Source organism: Cellulosimicrobium sp. Marseille-Q8652, from assembly GCF_965112045.1.
On record NZ_CBCOPS010000001.1, the window covers coordinates 662971 to 681426 of the forward strand.

12 protein-coding genes and 2 pseudogenes are annotated in these 18456 nt (G+C 75.2%); 13 read left to right on the plus strand and 1 reads right to left on the minus strand.

The window, feature by feature from the left end:
- Nucleotides 1–53 precede the first annotated feature (53 nt).
- From ACWPWV_RS02855 to ACWPWV_RS02875, 5 genes are all read left to right on the plus strand, one after another.
- Nucleotides 54–1400 carry an ABC transporter substrate-binding protein gene (locus ACWPWV_RS02855; RefSeq protein WP_454041451.1) on the plus strand — a complete coding sequence of 449 codons (1347 nt, stop codon included), beginning with the start codon at nucleotides 54–56 and terminating at the stop codon, nucleotides 1398–1400.
- A gap of 97 nt (nucleotides 1401–1497) precedes the next feature.
- Nucleotides 1498–3642 (plus strand): beta-galactosidase, encoded by a 2145-nt coding sequence (locus tag ACWPWV_RS02860; RefSeq protein WP_454041452.1) that lies wholly within the window; start codon nucleotides 1498–1500, stop codon nucleotides 3640–3642.
- Between the two features lie 122 nt (nucleotides 3643–3764).
- On the plus strand, nucleotides 3765–7370 hold the full coding sequence (locus ACWPWV_RS02865; RefSeq protein ID WP_454041453.1) for an Ig-like domain-containing protein: 3606 nt from the start codon (nucleotides 3765–3767) through the stop codon (nucleotides 7368–7370).
- Nucleotides 7371–7607: 237 nt separating this feature from the next.
- Entirely contained in the window at nucleotides 7608–7913 is a 306-nt protein-coding gene (locus tag ACWPWV_RS02870) for an STAS domain-containing protein (RefSeq protein WP_454041454.1), read from the plus strand.
- A complete protein-coding gene (locus ACWPWV_RS02875; RefSeq protein WP_454041455.1) occupies nucleotides 7910–8386 on the plus strand; it encodes an ATP-binding protein in 477 nt (158 codons plus the stop codon). The genes ACWPWV_RS02870 and ACWPWV_RS02875 overlap by 4 nt, the downstream gene beginning before the upstream one ends.
- A 54-nt stretch (nucleotides 8387–8440) precedes the next feature.
- On the opposite strand, the gene ACWPWV_RS02880 is transcribed toward ACWPWV_RS02875, so the two are convergent.
- A complete protein-coding gene (locus ACWPWV_RS02880) occupies nucleotides 8441–10714 on the minus strand; it encodes a SpoIIE family protein phosphatase (protein ID WP_454041456.1) in 2274 nt (757 codons plus the stop codon).
- A gap of 300 nt (nucleotides 10715–11014) precedes the next feature.
- Here ACWPWV_RS02880 and ACWPWV_RS02885 point away from each other — a divergent pair, with 300 nt between their 5' ends.
- From ACWPWV_RS02885 to ACWPWV_RS02920, 8 genes and pseudogenes are all read left to right on the plus strand, one after another.
- Nucleotides 11015–11821, plus strand: coding sequence for an ABC transporter ATP-binding protein (locus ACWPWV_RS02885; RefSeq protein ID WP_454041457.1), 807 nt, complete (start codon nucleotides 11015–11017; stop codon nucleotides 11819–11821).
- Between the two features lie 106 nt (nucleotides 11822–11927).
- On the plus strand, nucleotides 11928–12368 hold the full coding sequence (locus ACWPWV_RS02890) for a YciI family protein (RefSeq protein WP_454041458.1): 441 nt from the start codon (nucleotides 11928–11930) through the stop codon (nucleotides 12366–12368).
- 3 nt (nucleotides 12369–12371) lie between these two features.
- On the plus strand, nucleotides 12372–13814 hold the full coding sequence (locus ACWPWV_RS02895) for an RNA polymerase sigma factor (protein ID WP_454041459.1): 1443 nt from the start codon (nucleotides 12372–12374) through the stop codon (nucleotides 13812–13814).
- Between the two features lie 9 nt (nucleotides 13815–13823).
- The gene (locus tag ACWPWV_RS02900) at nucleotides 13824–14552 is read left to right on the plus strand and encodes a GntR family transcriptional regulator (protein ID WP_454041460.1); all 729 of its coding nucleotides are present in this window, start codon (nucleotides 13824–13826) and stop codon (nucleotides 14550–14552) included.
- A gap of 341 nt (nucleotides 14553–14893) precedes the next feature.
- Nucleotides 14894–15148: pseudogene (locus tag ACWPWV_RS02905) on the plus strand (hypothetical protein); the annotation flags it as partial.
- Nucleotides 15149–15188: 40 nt separating this feature from the next.
- On the plus strand, nucleotides 15189–15734 hold the full coding sequence (locus ACWPWV_RS02910; RefSeq protein WP_454041461.1) for a BMP family lipoprotein: 546 nt from the start codon (nucleotides 15189–15191) through the stop codon (nucleotides 15732–15734).
- A gap of 169 nt (nucleotides 15735–15903) precedes the next feature.
- Complete coding sequence (locus ACWPWV_RS02915; RefSeq protein ID WP_454041462.1) at nucleotides 15904–17598, plus strand: ABC transporter ATP-binding protein; 1695 nt, start codon at nucleotides 15904–15906, stop codon at nucleotides 17596–17598.
- A gap of 241 nt (nucleotides 17599–17839) precedes the next feature.
- Nucleotides 17840–18073, plus strand: a pseudogene (locus ACWPWV_RS02920) (hypothetical protein); the annotation flags it as partial.
- Nucleotides 18074–18456 lie beyond the last annotated feature (383 nt).

Below are 18456 nucleotides of genomic sequence, written 5' to 3' on the forward strand. Positions count from 1 at the left end.
GTGCCCCACCCGCACCACCCCGTCCGTCTGACGACGAAGTGAGAGGAACCCTCATGTCCATCCGCACCCCCCGCACCCTGCGGGCCGTCGCCGCCACCGGCGTCCTCGCCCTCGGCCTGGCCGCCTGCAGCTCCGGCGGCGGCGACGACGCCGGCTCCGGTGCCGACGGCGGCTCCGCCGACGACGTCGCCGCGGCCCTCGAGGAGGGCGGCTCGCTCACCGTGTGGGCGTGGGAGCCCACGCTCGAGCAGGTCGTCACCGACTTCGAGGCCGAGTACCCGAACGTCGACGTCGAGCTCGTCAACGCCGGCACCGGCAACGACCAGTACACGGCGCTCCAGAACGCGATCGCCGCCGGCTCGGGCGTGCCCGACGTCGCGCAGGTCGAGTACTACGCGCTCCCCCAGTTCGCGCTGTCCGACGCCGTCGCGGACCTCTCCGCGTTCGGTGCCGCCGACCTGGACGGGACCTTCACGCCCGGCCCGTGGAGCGCCGTCCAGCAGGGCGAGGGCGTCTACGGCCTGCCGATGGACTCGGGCCCCATGGCCCTCTTCTACAACGAGGAGGTCTTCACGCAGCACGGCATCGAGGTGCCGACGACGTGGGACGGCTTCGTCGAGGCGGCCCGCGCACTGCACGCCGCGGACCCGGACGTCTACATCACCAACGACACCGGTGACGCCGGCTTCACGACGTCGCTCATCTGGCAGGCCGGCGGCCAGCCGTTCCAGGTCGAGGGCACCGACGTGACGGTCGACCTCGCGGACGAGGGCAGCACGCAGTTCGCCGAGACGTGGCAGACGCTCATCGACGAGGACCTCCTCGCGCCCGTGAGCTCGTGGAGCGACGAGTGGTACCAGGGCCTCGGCAACGGGACCATCGCGACGCTCGCGATCGGCGCGTGGATGCCCGCGAACCTCGAGTCGGGCGTGCCCGACGGCGCCGGCAAGTGGCGCGTCGCCCCGCTCCCGCAGTGGGAGGAGGGCGCGTCCGCGAGCGCCGAGAACGGCGGCTCCGCGCTGTCCGTGCCGGCTGCGAGCGAGAACCAGGCGCTCGCCTACGGCTTCCTGGAGTACGCGAACGCCGGTGACGGCGTCCAGACCCGCGTCGACGGCGGCGCCTTCCCGGCCACGACGGCCGAGCTCGAGTCGGACGAGTTCCAGGGCTACGAGTCCGAGTACTTCGGCGGCCAGAAGATCAACGAGGTCCTCGCCCAGTCGGCGGCCGACGTCGTCGAGGGCTGGTCGTACCTGCCCTTCCAGGTGTACGCGAACTCGATCTTCAACGACACGGTCGGCCAGGCGTACGTCTCGTCGACCACGCTGCCCGAGGGCCTGCAGGCCTGGCAGGACGCGTCCGTGAAGTACGGCGCGGAGCAGGGCTTCACCGTCAACGAGTGAGGCACGCCGGTGGCCGGGCCCTCGCGGCCCGGCCACCGGCCCCCGGCCGACCTGCACGAGCACGACCGCCCCGACCGCTCACCCGAGGAGCACACCCGTGTCGACCACGACCGACCGACCCGTCCCCCACCGCTGGCTGCGCCGCCCCGGGCCGCACGCGCCGTCGGGCACGCCCGCCGCGTCCGACCGCACCGGCGCGTCCTCCGCGACCGCCGAGCACGCGCCGTCGGGCCTGTCCTACGGCGCGGACTACAACCCGGACCAGTGGCCGCGCGAGGTGTGGGACGAGGACGTGCGGCTCATGCGCGAGGCCGGCGTGACCGTCGTGTCGCTCGCGATCTTCTCGTGGGCGCGGATCCAGCCGACCGAGGACGCGTGGGACTTCGCGTGGCTCGACGAGATCATGGACCTGCTCCACGAGAACGGCATCACCGTCGACCTCGCGACGGCGACCGCGTCACCGCCGCCGTGGCTGACGACGAAGCACCCGGAGATCCTGCCGCAGACCCGCACGGGCGAGACGCTGTGGCCCGGGGCGCGCCAGCAGTGGCGCCCGACGTCGCCCGTCTTCCGGGAGCACGCGCTGCGCCTCGTGGAGCGCATGGCCGAGCGCTACGGCGACCACCCCGCGCTCGTCGCGTGGCACGTGTCGAACGAGCTCGGGTGCCACAACGTCTACGACTTCAGCGACGACGCGGCCGCCGCCTTCCGGTCCTGGCTGCGCGCGCGGTACGCGACGCTCGACGCGCTCAACGCCGCGTGGGGCACCGCGTTCTGGTCGCAGCGCTACAGCGCGTGGGAGCAGGTCCTGCCCCCGCGCCTCGCCGCGTCGCACCCCAACCCCACGCAGCAGCTCGACTTCAAGCGGTTCTCGTCCGACGCGCTGCAGGACTACCTGCGCGCCGAGGCCGCGATCCTGCGCCGCGCGACCCCCGACGTCCCCGTGACGACCAACTTCATGGTCATGGGCGAGACGAAGGGCATGGACTACGCGGCGTGGGCCGACGAGCTCGACTTCGTCTCCAACGACCACTACGTGCTCCCCGGCCCGCAGGCGCTCGACGAGCTGTCGTTCTCCGCGAACCTCACGGGCGGCATCGCCCGGCACCGCCCGTGGTTCCTCATGGAGCACTCCACGAGCGCGGTGAACTGGCAGCCGGTGAACGTCGCGAAGAAGCCCGGCGAGCTCGCGCGCGACTCCCTCACGCACGTCGCGCACGGCGCGGACGCGGTCTGCTACTTCCAGTGGCGCCAGTCCGCCGCGGGCGCCGAGAAGTACCACTCGGGGATGGTCCCGCACGCGGGAGAGCGCTCGCGCCTGTTCCGCGACGTCGTCGCGCTGGGCGCGACGCTGCGCGACCTCGCGCCCGTCGCCGGCAGCGAGCAGAAGCCCTCGCGCGCGGCGATCGTCTTCGACTGGGACTCGTGGTGGACGTCCGAGCTGGACTCCCACCCGACCGACCGCCTGCGGTACCGCCAGGAGGCGCTCGACTGGTACTCCGCGTTCCTCGCCCTCGGCGTGCGCGCGGACGTCGTGCCGGTCGCGTCCGACCTCACGGGCTACGACGTCGTCGTGGCACCCGTGCTGCACGTGGTCCCGGCCCCGCTGCGGGACCGCCTCACGACGTACGTGGAGGGCGGCGGGCACCTCGTGACGACGTACTTCTCGGGCGTCGTCGACCAGGACGACCACGCCTGGCTCGGCGGGTACCCCGGTGCGCTGCGCGACCTCCTCGGCATCCGCGTCGAGGAGTTCTCCCCGCTGCTGGACCACGAGTCCGCGACGGTCGAGCTCGGCGGCGAGCAGCTCGAGGCGACGCTGTGGAGCGAGCCGGTCGACGTGGTCGACCCCGCCGTCGAGGTGCTCGGCTGGTACAAGACCGGCGAGCAGGCGGGACGTGCCGCCGTGACGCGCCGGGTCGTCCCGGCCGGGGACCGCGCCGGGTCCGCCGCGTACGTCTCGACGCGCTTCGGCCGCGAGGGCCTGGTGCCCGTGCTCGCGCGACTGCTCGACGACGCGGGCGTGCGCAGCGAGCTGCCCGCCACGGTGCGCGGCCAGGTCGAGCTCGCGGTCCGCACCGACGGGACCGACGACTTCTGGTTCCTCGTCAACCGCACCGCGCAGCCGGTCGAGGTGCCCGACGTCGCGGGCGACGTCCTCGCGGGCCGCCGCCTCGCGCCGTCGGGCACGCTCCTGCTCGAGCCGCGCGGCGTGGCGGTCGTCCGCCGCCCCGCGAGCTAGCGGGGCCGGTTCCACCACGCGCGACCACCGTTCTTCCTCGGCACGACAGACCCCCCGCGGGAACGACCCGCACCCGGCGCCCCGGCGCCGGATCGCAGCGACGCGAAGGAGGTGGCTCAGGGATGAGCCGAACACCTGACGAGCGACAGCACGACGACTCGACAGCGCGAGGAGGCCCGCCCGGCCGGTCCGCCCGACGACGCGGCACGCGGCTCGGCGCGGGGATCGGGGCCGGTGCGCTCGTGGCCGGCTGCGCCCTCGCGGCGCTGCCCGCACAGGCGGCCCCGTCCGCGCCCGCCGCGGCACCGGCCGGCGCGGTGTCCGCAGCCGCGGACGTCCCCGGCGTCACCGTGACGCCCGACCCGTCCTACGCGGGCGAGCCGTTCGAGGGCTGGGGCACGAGCCTCGTCTGGTTCGCCAACGCGACCGGCGACTACCCGGACGAGATCCGCGAGAAGCTGGCCGACATGGTCTTCGGCGACGAGGGCCTCAACCTCAACATCGCGCGCTACAACGTGGGCGGCGGCAACGCGCCCGACGTCCCGCCGTACCTGCGCGCGGGCGGCGCCGTCGAGGGCTGGTGGAAGGCGCCCGAGGGCACGACGCGCGAGGACGTCGACTGGTGGGACCCGGAGAACCCGGACCACTGGGACGCGGACGCCGACGCGACGCAGCGCTGGTGGGTCGACCGCATCAAGGACGAGGTCACGCACTGGGAGACCTTCAGCAACTCCCCGCCGTGGTTCATGACGGTGAGCGGCTACGTCTCGGGCGGGTTCGACGCGAACACCGACCAGCTCAAGACCGAGAGCATCGACGACTTCGCCGCGTACATGGTCGGCGTCACCGAGCGCCTCGAGGACGCCCACGGCATCCAGGTCGACACGATCGACCCGTTCAACGAGCCGAACACCAACTACTGGGGCACGCAGCTCGGCGACGACGGCAACCCGACCGGGGGCCGTCAGGAGGGCGCCCACATGGGCCCGGAGCTGCAGCAGCAGGTCATCCCCGCGCTCGCCTCCGCGCTCGACGGCTCGGACACCGACGCCGTCATCTCCGCGATGGACGAGACCAACCCGGGCACGTTCGCGCGCAACTGGAACTCCTACCCGCAGTCCGTGCGCGACCAGGTGTCCCAGCTCAACGTGCACACCTACGGCACCGGCCAGCGCACGACGGTCCGCGACATCGCCAAGGGCGAGGACAAGCCGCTGTGGATGAGCGAGGTCGGCGGCAACTGGAGCTCGACCGGCCAGGACTTCGAGACCATGGAGTCGGGACTCGGCAGCGCGCAGCACATCGTCGACGACCTGCGCGAGCTCGAGCCGTCGGCGTGGGTGTTCTGGCAGCCGGTCGAGGACTACACCAACATGGCGCCCGGTGGCGAGAGCGCGAACGGCATGAACTGGGGCGAGATCCAGATCCCGTTCGACTGCACCGCCGACGACACGCTCGAGACGTGCCCGATCTACACGAACACGAAGTACTGGGCGACCCAGAACTTCACGCACTACATCGAGCCGGGCGACTCCCTCGTCCGCTCGGACGACGCGAGCAGCACGGCCGCGGTCTCCGCGGACGGCGAGTCCGCGACCGTCGTGCACGTCAACGCCACGAAGGCCGAGCGCGCGGTCACGCTCGACCTGTCGAAGTTCGGTGCGGTCGAGTCCGATGCGACCGTCACCCCCGTCGTGACCAGCACGGCGGGCTACCTCGTCGAGGGCGAGCCGGTCGCGGTCACGCGGGACGGTGACGAGGGCGCGAGCGCGACCCTCGTCGTCCCGGCGGAGTCCGTGACCACGTTCGTCGTCGACGGCGTCTCCGGCGTGGCGGACGACGCCGCGCTCGTCCAGGACGGCCACGTCTACCGTCTCGACGGCGTGCAGTCGAACCGCTCGCTCGCCCCCGCGGCGACCGGGGACGGCGTCGTCATCCGCACGGACGCGGCCGTCGCCGAGCAGGCGTGGGAGCTCACCGCGCTCGGCGCGCCCGACGGCTCGGGCACGCACCGCACGCGCTACGCGGTGACGAACGCGGCGACGGGCGAGCAGCTCGCCGTCGCCGCGGACACCTCGCCCGTGCTCACCGCGGCGCCCGCCGACGTCGCGGACACGCCCCTCGCGGCGCAGTGGATCCTCTCCACGACCGGTGACGGCACCTACACGCTCGTCAACGCGTCGTCGAAGACCCTGCTCGAGGTGGGCGGCCAGGCGACGGCCGACGGCTCTCCCGTCGGCACGTACCTCGCGAACTCCGGGATCAACCAGCGGTGGCGGCTCGTCGACGAGACGGTGCTCGGCACCGAGCCCGTCGAGGCGTTCACCACGCCGGGCACGGCCCCGGAGCTGCCCGCGACCGTCACGCCCGTCTACCGCGACGGCGCGCGCGGCTCGCTGCCCGTGACGTGGGACCTGCCCGGTGACGACGCGTGGGCCGAGGCCGGGACCGTCGAGGTGACGGGGACCGTCGCGCTGCCCACGGGCGGCACGCTGGAGGCCACGGCGACCGTCGTCGTCGACACGCTCGAGCGCACGCTCCCGGCGCGCGCGAAGGCGTACGCGGGCGGCACGCCCGAGCTCCCGACGACGGTCACCGCCGTCGCCGCGGGCGGCGCCGAGGTCCAGCGCCCCGTCACGTGGGACGCGGCCCCCGAGGGCGCGTTCGACACGGTCGGCGTGGTCGAGCTCACCGGCACGGCGGACGCCGGCACCGTGGACGGCGCCCCGACGACCCTGCCCGCCGTCGTGCGGGTCCAGGTCACCGAGGCCGCGTCCGCCAACGGCGCCCTCGCCGCCGGCACGACCGCGTCCGCGACGTTCACCGAGCCGGGCTACTCCGTGGCCGGGGTCGTCAACGGCAACCTCACGGACAAGGCGTGGTCGAACTGGCTGTCCGGCACCAAGCGCGCCTCCGACACGCTCACCGTGACGCTGCCCGCCGAGCGCGACGTCACCGGCGTCGTGACCCGCTTCTGGAAGGACGGGTCGAGCGCGACCTGGGCGCAGTCCGTGCAGCTCCAGGCCCTCGTCGGCGGGTCGTGGACGGACGTCGGCGGGCCGGTCGCCGTGGACGCGTCGCCCGACGGGCCCGCGCCCGTCGTCGAGGTCCCCGCGGACGTGCGCACGTCGTCCGTGCGGGTGGTCCTCACAGCGCGCCCGAACACCCACCTGGTGGTGTCCGAGATCGAGGTGCTGGCCAAGGTGCCGGGCACGGGGTCGGACGCCGCGGCGTCGGGCATCACCGTGGACGGCGAGCCGCTCGCCGGCTTCGACCCGGAGGTCACGGCGTACGAGGTGCCGGCCCAGGGCGGCGTGCCCGAGGTCGCGGCCACCGCGCACGACCCGTACGCGAGCGTGGCGGTCGAGCCGGCGGACGCGGTCCCGGGCGTCACCACCGTCCGCGTGACCGCCGAGGACGGCACCGAGCGCGCCTACACGCTCTCGTGGGCCGACGGCGCGCAGGTGCCCGTCACCGCGACCGCCGAGGTGCGGTGCCTCGCCGGGAAGGCGTACGTCGCGGTCCGGGCGACCAACGACGGCGCAGCGCCGGTCGACGTGACGATCACGACGCCGTACGGGTCGCGGTCGTTCACCGACGTCGCGCCGGGCGCGAACGCGTACCAGTCGTTCGCGACCCGTGCCGCGTCCGCCCCGGCCGGGACCGTGCAGGTGGACGTCGACGGCTCCGAGGCCGTCGAGCTCGCCTACCCGGCGCGCCGCTGCTGACGAGGCCGCCCGGCACGACGGCGGCCCGCCGGGGACGACCTCCCCGGCGGGCCGTCGTCGTCGCACCCGACGGCCCGCCGGGAGACCGTCCGGCGGGCCCTCGACACACCCCGCGCGGGCTGCTGGGACACAATTCGGACACGCCCGGGCGGGACGCACGCGCGGGGGAGGCAGACATTGCGTAGCGTAGGCACTTGCGCCCTGGATCGTCCGGGGCGCGCTGAAGGAGGCGCGTCGGTGGCCGAGAGCGGTGTACGGGTTCAGGACGACGGGACCCTGTGGGTCATGTACGGCGAGATCGACGCTGCGGTCCAGGCGCGGCACGAGGACGACCTGCAGCGTCGCGCGCAGGCGGCGAGCGGTCAGATCCGGATCGACCTCACCGACGTGACGTTCATGGACTCGGGCGGCCTCCGGCTGCTGTACCACGCGGCGACCGCGGGAGAGACCCCGCCGGCCCTCCTCGGCACGCCACGACGCGTCCGCGACCTCCTCGAGCTGAGCGGCGTCGACGGCCTGTTCCAGGTCGAGGACCCCACGTGAGCATCGCGGCCGCGGAGGTCCCCGTCCGCTTCGTCGAGATCGGCGCGTGGCGCCTCGCCACGCTCGCGGACCTCGGTGACCTGCGCGGGCAGGTGCACCGCACGCTGACCGGCGCGCCGCTGCCGCCCGACCGTCACCTCGACGCGGCCCCGGAGCGCATCGTGCTCGTCGCGAGCGAGCTCGCCACCAACGCGCTGCGCCACGGGCGCGCCCCGGCACGCGTCCGCCTGCTCAGCGACGGTCGTGAGTTCGTCGTCGACGTCGTCGACCACTCCCCCGAGCGCCCGCCCGTCATCGACCCGAACCGCCCGCCCGGTGCCGGTGGCTTCGGCCTGCAGCTCGCGCGTCGCGCGGCGCGCGAGGTCGGCTGGTTCACGACGGTCGCGGGCGAGAAGCACGTCTGGGCCCGGTTCGAGGTGCCCGTGTACCGTGCCGGTACCGGCACGAGGAGCGCGCTCGCGCTCCTCGCCTGACCCGGGCCGTCCCGGCCGAGCTGCCGGCCCGACCAGGGCCCCGCGGGCGCCGCGTCAGGGTTCGCGACGCAGCACGAGGAGCGTGGCGTCGTCCGCCGAGTGCGGGTCACGGGCCGCGGCCAGGATCTCGTCGGCGCCGGGCCTGCTGCCTCCCGCGAACACCGCCGCGAGCCGGTCGAGGCCGTCCAGGACGGACTCCTCCCGCCGCTCGACGAGCCCGTCGCTGTAGAGGACGAGCGCCCCGCCGCGCGGCACCTCGAAGACGTGGGTGGTCGGCGCGCGGTCGACCAGGCCCAGCGGGGGCGCGCTCGCCCCCTCCGCCCAGCGCGGCGTCCCGTCCGCCTCGACGACGAGCAGGGGCGGGTGCCCGACCGACACGTGCTCGACGACACCGGTCGCCGGGTCCAGGAGCGCGACCGCGACGGTCGCGACCTCGCCGGGGAGGGTCCACCGGGCGAACTGCGCCAGCCGCTCGACCGCCTCGGCGGCGGACGACGTGCCCACGAGAGCTGCCCGCAGGGTCGTGCTCAGCTGGCCCATCGTCGCCGCCGCCTGGAGCCCGTGCCCGGTGACGTCGCCGACGACGAGGGCGACCTTGCCCGACGGCAGGTCGAGCGCGTCGTACCAGTCGCCGCCGACGAGGCCGGTGCCGGCCGACTCGTAGCGCGACTCCAGGGTCCAGCCCTCGATCCGCGGGAGCAGCGCGGGCAGCAGGCTGCGCTGCAGCTCCTCCGTCGCGCGCAGCGCCTTGCGACCGCGGGCGTAGAGCGCCTCGACGAGGTGCCCGCGCAGCGCCGCCGCGAAGTCCGTCTGGTCCGACGTCCAGGGGCGGCTGTGCCCGCGCACGACCTCGCGCCACCGCTCGAACGACCTGCGCGGGCTCAGCCGGACGTCGCCGCCCTCGCGGCGGGCGATGGCCTTGTTGTGCGGGTCCCCGCCCCAGTCGACGTGCCGGAGCACCTCGTCCCGGACCCACAGCACGACCTGCCCCTCGGGCAGCACGATGCCCAGGACCCCGGCCACGTCGGGCATGCGGGCGGCGAGCTCGGGGGCGTCGTGCGCGAGCCGGTCCGTGGACACGAGCTCCTCGCCGTGGGACAGCACCCAGGCGACGAGGGCCCGGCACGCGTCGTCGTCCGGGACGCTCCCGACCGAGGTCAGACGACCCTCGGCGACGACGACCGCGCCGTCGGCGCGCACGAGGCGGCGCAGCCAGCCCGAGCGGGTGATCGCCGTGCCCAGCGGTGCGGCCTCGTCGCGGCTGTCCGCGGCGAGGTGCGCGAGCACGCTCTCCGCGCGCCGCACCTCGGCGTCCCGCTCCGTCTCCGCCTGGGCCACGAGCCGGACCGACAGCGCCGACCCGAGGAACTCCGCCGCGGTGCGCACCTCGAACGGCGGCTCGTGCGGGCCGGCGTAGTGGTGGCACGCGATGAGGCCCCAGAGCCGTCCCTCGCGCAGCAGCGAGATGGACATCGAGGCCCGCACGCCCATGTTCCGCAGGTACTCGAGGTGGATCGGCGAGACGCTGCGCAGCGTCGAGTACGTGAGGTCGAGCGGGGCACCCGTCGTGGACAGGACCGTCGGGACGATCGCCGACGGCTCGTAGTCGACGTCGGCGATGAGCCGGATCCAGTTCTTCTCGTACAGCGCGCGCGCCTGCGGCGGGATGTCCGAGGCCGGGTAGTGCAGCCCGAGGAACGAGTTGAGGTCGTCGCGCCGCGCCTCGGCGACGACCTCGCCGTTGTACGCCGCGTCGAAGCGGTAGATCATCACGCGGTCGAACTTCGTCAGCTCGCGCACGTGGCGAGCGGCGTCGTCGTACAGCTCCTCCAGGGTCGCGGCACGCTCGAGGTCACGCAGCGCGCGCCGCACCGAGAGGTAGGTGTTGGGGAACGTGAGGGGTCGCGCGCCGGTGGCCGCCTCGAGCTCGACGACGAGGACGGGCTCGGCGCCAGGACCGGCGTCGGGCAGCGGCGGCCGGTGGAGCACCGCGTCGACGTCGCTCGCGAAGCCGTCGAGCCGGAGGGTGAGCGGGTTGCGGTCCGCGAGCTCCGCCCCGGCGGACGCGTGGGCGAGGACCCGGCGGGCGGGGTCGGGACCGAGCGCCGCAGCGAGGTGCTCGCCGAGCAGGTCCTCCGGCGCCGCACCGAGCAGGCGCTCCGCGCTCGCCGACGCCTGGAGCACCGTGCCGTCCGACTCACGGACCGCCAGGAGCACACCGCGCGGCTGGACGAGGCCCGGGACGTGGATCGGCTCCCGGGCGCAGTTGTCGAGGTCGACGGGCTCACCGGGGGCGAGCAACCCGTCAGGGTCGACCGTGCTGGTCACTCCTACCTCCGTCCGCCGCCGTGGCCACGGGGGCGCACGGAAAAGATCGACGGATCACCTGGGCTCGAGGATCCGGGTCGAACGGCTCAGGCTACCGCGAACGAGGACGATCTCCGCCACGGAACACCGGTCGTCCTGGCGCAGGATCCCGCGGGTGCGCGAGCCGTGGCGCCGCGCGCTCCCCTCCGCGGTCGAGACGCCGCGCGTGACCGACGCCCCGGAACTCCGCGGTAGCGTCGTACGTCGGACGGGCGGGAGGACCGGAGCGCGTCCGCCCGTCAGCCGAACCAGAAGGTGACCATGAGCCCGACCGTCGACCAGCCCGAACCGATCCTGCGCGCGAGCGACCTCTCCGCGGGCTACTCGGGGCCCGACGTCGTCCACGGGATCGACCTCGACATCGTCCCGGGCACCGCGCCCGTCGGGATCGTCGGGGAGTCCGGCGCGGGCAAGTCGACCGTCGTGCGCGCCCTGGTCGGGCTCGTACGGCCGACCCGCGGGCACGCGACCTTCCAGGGGCGCGCGGTCGCAAAGCTCTCCCGCCGCGACAAGAAGACGTTCCGGGCCGAGGTGCGCCGCGTCTCCCAGGACGGCCTCGCCGGCGTGGGGATCGACCCGCGCTGGTCGGTCGACCGCGCGCTCTCGGCGGCGCTCACCGAGGCGCGCAAGGCGGGCCGCGCGAACGGGCGCCCGGTCGCCGACCTCCTCGCCGACGTCTCGCTCGAGCCGCGGTACGCGCCGCGCACGATCCACTCGCTCTCCGGCGGGGAGAAGCAGAGGCTCGCGCTCGCCGTCGCGCTCGCCACGCGACCGCGCGCGCTCCTGCTCGACGAGCCGCTCACGGCCGTCGACCCGGCGATGCGCGGCGACGTCGTGCGCAGGCTCGGCGAGGCGACGCAGGCGCTCGGCACCGCCGTCCTCCTCGTGTCGCACGACCTCGAGCTCGTGGAGCGCCTGTGCCCCACGGTGCACGTCCTCGCGGACGGCACGTTCGTCGCGTCGGGCGCGCTCCGCGACGTGTTCGCCGGGACGGCGCCCGGGTCCGACCACCCGGCGGTGCGCGGGCTCGCCGAGGCCGCGCCGCTCGCGGTCCAGCGCTTCCGCTGAGAGAAGTTCGCGAGCGGTGTCGAAGACCGGTACCGCCCGTTCGACGTCCTGGTGAACCCGTCCCCACGGCACTACGGTCGAGGGGCACTCACCGAGGAGGAACGTCATGCGCGTCATGGTCCTGATCACCGGCACCGGAGCCGACGAGGACAAGATCGCCCCCACGCAGGAGATGCTCGCCCGGATGGGCGAGTACAACGAGGAGCTCGTCAAGGCCGGCGTCATGCTCGACGGGCAGGGTCTGCACCCGAGCGCGAAGGGCGCGCGGGTCGTGTTCGACGCGAGCGGGACGTCGGTGGTCGACGGCCCGTTCACCGAGTCGAAGGAGCTGCTCGCCGGGTACTGGATCTGGCAGGTCTCCTCGCTCGACGAGGCCGTCGAGTGGGCGAGGCGGTGCCCGTCCGACCCGCAGTACGGCAGCACGCAGGTGCTCGAGATCCGGCCGGTCTTCGAGCCCGAGGACTTCGGCGCGGAGTACACGCCCGAGCTGCGCGAGCAGGACGAGCGCCTGGCCGAGGAGATCAAGGCCCGGCACGGCGGGGCCTGAGCGATGGCCGACGCACCGACGACGGAGCCGTCGAGCGGTCCCGCCCGCGGGTCGGTGCGCAGCGCGGACGAGGTGCGCCGGACCGTCGAGGCGGTCTGGCGCATCGAGTCCGCTCGACTGATCGCGGGGCTCGCGCGCACCCTGCGCGACGTCGGGCTCGCCGAGGACGTCGCGCAGGAGGCGTTCGTCGCCGCGCTCGAGCAGTGGCCGGAGCGGGGCGTCCCGGACAACCCCGGCGGGTGGCTCACGACGGTCGCGCGCCGGCGCGCCGTCGACCTGGTCCGCCGCGAGCGCAACCGCGACGCCAAGTACGCGCGCCTCGCGGCGGGCCTCGTGGCACCCGGCGCGAGCACGCACGGTGGCACGACGACGCGCGCGAGGGACGGCGGCGCCGTCCTCGTGGGCAGCGTGCCCGCCCCGGACGCCCTGGTCGACGCGCCCGTGGACGACGACCTCCTCGCGCTCGTGCTCGTCGCGTGCCACCCCGTGCTCCCGCGCGAGGCGCGCGTCGCGCTGACGCTCCGCCTCGTGGGCGGCCTCACGACCGAGGAGATCGCGCGCGCGTTCCTCGTCCCGTCGGCGACCGTGGGCCAGCGGGTCTCGCGGGCCCGGCGCACGCTCGCCGAGGCCCGGGTCGCGTTCGAGGTGCCGCAGGCGGACGAGCTGCCCGCCCGGGTGCCCGCGGTGCTCGAGGTCGTGTACGTCGTGTTCACCGAGGGCTACGCGGCGACCTCGGGCGACGCCTGGGTGCGTCGCGACCTGGCCGAGGACGCGATGCGCCTCGGCCGCGTGCTCGCCGGCCTGCTCCCGGGCGAGCCGGAGGTGCACGGCCTCGTCGCGCTCATGGAGCTCCAGGCGTCGCGCTTCGCGGCGCGCACGGGGCCCGACGGCGAGCTCGTCCTCCTCGAGGACCAGGACCGCTCGCGGTGGGACCGGCTCCTGGTCCGGCACGGGCTCGCGGCCCTCGACCGTGCGTTCGCGCTCGGCACGCGAGGCGGGAAGGCCCTCGGGCCCTACACGCTCCAGGCCGCCATCGCCGCCTGCCACGCACGGGCGGCGACGTTCGCCGAGACGGACTGGGAGGCCATCGCGTCCCTGTACGACGCCCTCGCCGCCGTGGCGCCGTCGCCGGTGGTCGAGCTGAACCGCGCGGTCGCGGTGCTCATGGCGGACGGGCCGGAGCGTGCGCTCGAGGTGCTGGACGCGGTCCACGACGACCCGCGCCTCGCCCGGCACCACCTCTACGGCGCGGTGCGCGGCGACGTCCTGTCCCGGCTCGGGCGCCACGCCGACGCCGCCGGGACGCTCGAGCGCGCGGCCGGGCTGGCACCGACACGGCACGAGCGCCGGCTCCTGCTCGGCCGCGCCGCCGCGGCGGCCGCGCGGGACGAGACGGCCGCGCGGGACGACGCGGCCGGCGGGACCGGCGGGACCGGCGGTCCCTAGGATCGTGGCGTGACCACGACCTCCGGGCGCCTCGACGACGCCCGCCCCTCGCTCCGCGAGACGGCGTACACGACGCTCAAGGCGCGCATCATCGGTCTCGACCTGCACCCGGGCCAGCGGCTCGTCGAGCGCGACATCGCGACCGAGCTGGGCGTCTCGCGCGTGCCGCTCCGCGAGGCGCTGCACCAGCTCGAGAGCGAAGGGCTCGTCGTCCTCGTGCCCCGCCAGGGGGCGCTCGTGTCGCCGTTCACGCGCGCCGACGTCGAGCAGCTCTTCGAGGTGCGCGAGAACGTCGAGGTGCTCGCGTTCCGGCTCGCGGCCCTGCGCCGTTCGGACGCGGACCTCGCGACGATGGCCGCCGCCGTCGACGCGGCCCGCACCGCGCTCGCGGCGCACGACGACGCCGCGACGGCCGCCGCCAACGCCGGGTTCCACGCCGCCGTCGTCCAGGCGTGCGGGAACCCGCTCCTGCGCTCGATGCTCGCTCCCCTCGACGCCCGGGTGCGCTGGCTGTTCCACCTCACCAAGCAGCGCGACACGCACGAGCAGTGCGAGGAGCACGCGACGATGCTCGCCGCGATCGAGGCGCGCGACGGCGACGCCGTCGCCGACCTCGCGCTGCGGCACGTCGCCTCCGGGCGCGAGCCGAGCCTGGCGCTCGCGGAGACGTGGGCGTCGGCGCCCGTGGACCCCGTCGAGGCCACGCGCACGCGCAAGCGAGGACCGCGCTCCCGCTGACCGCCGGTCGCGACCGGTCGCGTCCGGTCACGCATGATTTACGGGCGGTTGACGCGCCCGAAACACGGGGTCCCCACACTCGGTGCTTAGTGGTATACCACTAACTCGACCAGGAGGACCCATGCGCAGCACCCGTCCCGCCTCCCCCGCCCGCCCCTCGCCCCCAGCGCGCGCACCCCACGCGCCGGAGCGCCGCCGTCGGCGCGCTCCTCGCCGGGAGCCTCGTCGCCCTCACGGCGTGCAGCACGTCGACCGCCGCCGGGGACGACGCTCCGGCGGACGGCGACGAGCCGCTCGCCGTCGGCGTCTTCCTCCCCGGCTCCACCTCCGACACGGGCTTCATGCAGTCCGCCTACCTCGGCTACCAGCGCCTCGAGGAGGAGCTCGGCGACGAGGTCGAGCTCTCGTTCGTCGAGGAGGTCGCCGCCGCCGACTACGAGCAGACGCTCGTCCGGTTCGCCAGCACGTCGGACCTCGTCATCTCGGTCGGCGGCCAGACCGACGCCGACCTGCGCAAGGTCGCGCCGCAGTTCCCCGACGTGACGTTCGTCGAGATCGGCGGCCCCGCGGACGCGGAGCCGCTGGACAACCTCGCCTACTACGACCCGCAGCAGGCCGAGGCGGAGTACCTGTCGGGTGCCGTCGCCGCGCTCAGGCTCGGACACGGGCAAGGTCGGGTTCATCGGCGGGGTCGAGCCCCCGGCGATCGTCAACGCGTCCGTCGCGTTCGCGAACGGCGCCGAGGCCGCGGTGCCGGGCACCGAGGTCGTCACGCCGCAGTTCCTCGGCGACTTCAACGACCCCGCGAAGGCCAAGCAGGCCGCGGCGGCGAACTTCGGCGTCGGGGTCGACGTCGTCGGGCAGATCGTCAACCTCGGCAAGCAGGGCATCGAGCAGGCCGCGAAGGACGCGGGCGCCTCCATGGTCGGCGGCCCGATCCCCGGCGAGTGCACCGACGGCGGCCCGTACGTCGGCTACGTGCGCACCGACATCGGCACCGAGGTCGAGCACGCGGTGCGGTCCGTCCTCGACGGGACGTGGGAGGCCGCCCAGGTGCCGTTCGGCCTGACCAGCGACCTCGGCGGCACCGAGTTCGTCCTGTGCACCGACGACCCCGCGACCGTCGCCGCGCTCGAGGAGATCACGGAGTCGGTCGCGACCGGCGCCGTCGAGACGTACTGAGACGTACTGAGACGCCCCGAGACGCCCGGAGACGCCCGGAGACGTCCCGACGCGACGTCCTGACGCGACGTCCTGACGCGACGTCCTGACAGGCCCGGCGGCGGAGCCACCACCCCGCCCCGGGCCGCCCGGGCCGCCGAGCCGTCCTCGCACCCCGAACGGAGACCTCATGCCCACGACGCTCCCGCCCGCCCCGCCGGCGCGCCCCGCACCCGGTGTCGCGCCCGTCACGCCCACGCTCGCCCTGCGCGGCGTGACGCGGGTCTTCGGGACCCACACCGCGCTCGACGCGGTCGACCTCGAGATCGCCGCAGGGGAGGTGCACTGCGTCCTCGGCGAGAACGGGGCCGGGAAGTCCACGCTGTGCAACATCGTGTTCGGGTCGCTGCCGCCCACGTCCGGCGAGGTCCTGCTCGACGGCGTGCCGTTCGCCCCCGCGTCGCCCGCCGACGCCCTCGCGCGCGGCGTCGCGATGGTCCACCAGCACTTCTCGCTCGTCCCGACGCTCACCGTCGAGGAGAACCTGCTGCTCGGCCGGGGCGTCCGGCGCCTGCGCCCCGACCGCGCCAGCCTCGCGGCACGTCTCGCGGTGATCGAGCAGACGCTCGACCTGCACATCGACCCCGCGGCGCGGGTCGGTGCCCTCACGGTCGGGGCGCGCCAGCGGGTCGAGATCGTCAAGGCCCTGCTCGACGAGCCCCGTCTCCTCCTGCTCGACGAGCCCACCGGCGTCCTCGGGCCGGACGAGGTCGACGGCCTGCTCGCGACGTGCCGCCGGGTCGCCGCCGCGGGGACCGCGGTCGTGCTCATCACGCACAAGGCTCGCCGAGGTGATGCGCGTCGGCGACCGGGCGACCGTCCTGCGGGGCGGGCGCGTGGTGGGCGGCGGCCCGCTCGCACGGCGCGGGACCGCTCCCGGAGCCGGTCTCGGTGCCGCGGAGCTCGTGGGCCTCATGGTCGGGCGCGACGCATCGAGCCTCGACCCGGTCCTCGCCGCGAGCGTGGGCGTGACGCGGGACGGCGGCGCTCCAGCGGTCGACGTCCGGGGGACGTCCCGGCGGCCCGTACCGCGCCGGCTCGACCTGCGACGTCGGCTCGACCTGCGACGTCGGCGCCAGCACGCGACGTGGCGCCCGCGCTCGAGGTGCGGGGCCTCGTGGTCGACCGGCCCGACGGCGCCCGTGCGGTCGACGCCGTCGACCTCCGCGTCCAGCCCGGCGAGATCGTGGGGATCGCCGGCGTCGAGGGCAACGGGCAGAGCGAACTCGTCGCCGCGCTGTCCGGCGCCGTCCGGCCCTCGGCGGGGCAGGTCGTGCTGGCGGGGACGGACGTGACCCGCGCCGGGCCGCGGCGTCGGACCGCGCTCGGGCTCGGCGTCGTCCCGGAGGACCGTCACCACGAGGCCGTCGTGACGGGCCTGAGCGTCACCGCGAACCTCCTCCTGGGCAGGCTCCACCGCTACCGGCGGTTCGGGCTCCTCGACCGTCGCGCCATGGACGCGGCCGCGCGTGAGCTCGCGCGGCGGTTCGACGTCCGGGCCGCGAGCCTCGACGCCCCGCTCTCCGCGCTGTCCGGCGGGAACCAGCAGAAGGCCGTCCTCGCGCGCGAGCTCAGTCTCGACCCGCTGCGCTGCGTCGTCGCGGCCCAGCCCACGCGCGGGCTGGACCTCGGAGCCGTGGACGACGTCGTCGCGCACCTGCGGTCCGCGGCGCGCGCCGGCGTCGGCGTGCTCGTCGTGTCGAGCGAGCCTGTCCGAGCCTCCTCGTCCTGTGCGACCGCGTGCACGTCGCCTACCGGGGCTCCCTGCGCGGCCCCGTCGCCACCGACGACCCCGGCGCGCGCGACCGCGTCGCCCACCTCATGACGGGAGCCTCGGCATGACCGCCACGACCTCGACCGCCCCACCGGTGACGCCCGGCGCACGTCCGCGCCCGTCACCCCCTGCGGCCTCCCCCGGCGGCCCCTCCCTGCGGGACCGGCTGCTCGGCGCGCGGCCCGTCCTCGTCCCGCTCGCCGCCGTGCTGGGGGCGCTCGCGGTGAGCACGGCGCTGGCGGCCCTCGCCGGGGCGACGCCCGCCGAGGCCGCGAGCGCCCTGTGGGAGGGCATGGTCGGCACGCCGTACGCGGTCGGGTCGTCCGTCAACGTGGCCGCCGTGCTGCTGCTCGTCGCGACCGGCTTCCTCGTCGCGCACCGCGCCGGGCTCGTCAACGTCGGGGGCGAGGGCCAGATCTGCGTCGGCGCGGTCGCCGCGACCGCCGTGGGCACGACGCTCCCGCCCGCGCTGCCGTCCGTCGTCACCCTGCCGCTCGTGCTGCTCGTCGCCGCGCTGGGAGGCGCCGCCTGGGCGTCGGTCGCGGCCTGGCTCGCGGTCCGGCGCGGCGTGAGCGAGGTCATCACGACCCTGCTCCTCAACTTCGTCGGTGCCGCCGTGCTCGTGCTGTCCGTCCACGAGGAGGCGCTCCTGCGCCAGCCCGTGACGAGCTCCGAGACGCTCCCCCAGTCGTCGCCCCTGGTCGACGCCGCGCACCTGCCGCTGCTCGGCGTCCCCGGCTCGCCGGTCACCGTCGCCGTCGTGCTGGCCGTCGCCGGTGCCGTGGTCGCCGCGCTCGTCCTGCGGCGCACCGCGACCGGGGTGCGTCTCACCGCCGTCGGGCAGTCGCGTCCGGCGTCGCTCCGCCTGGGGCTGCCGGTCGACCGGCTGCGCTTCTCCGCGCTCGCCAC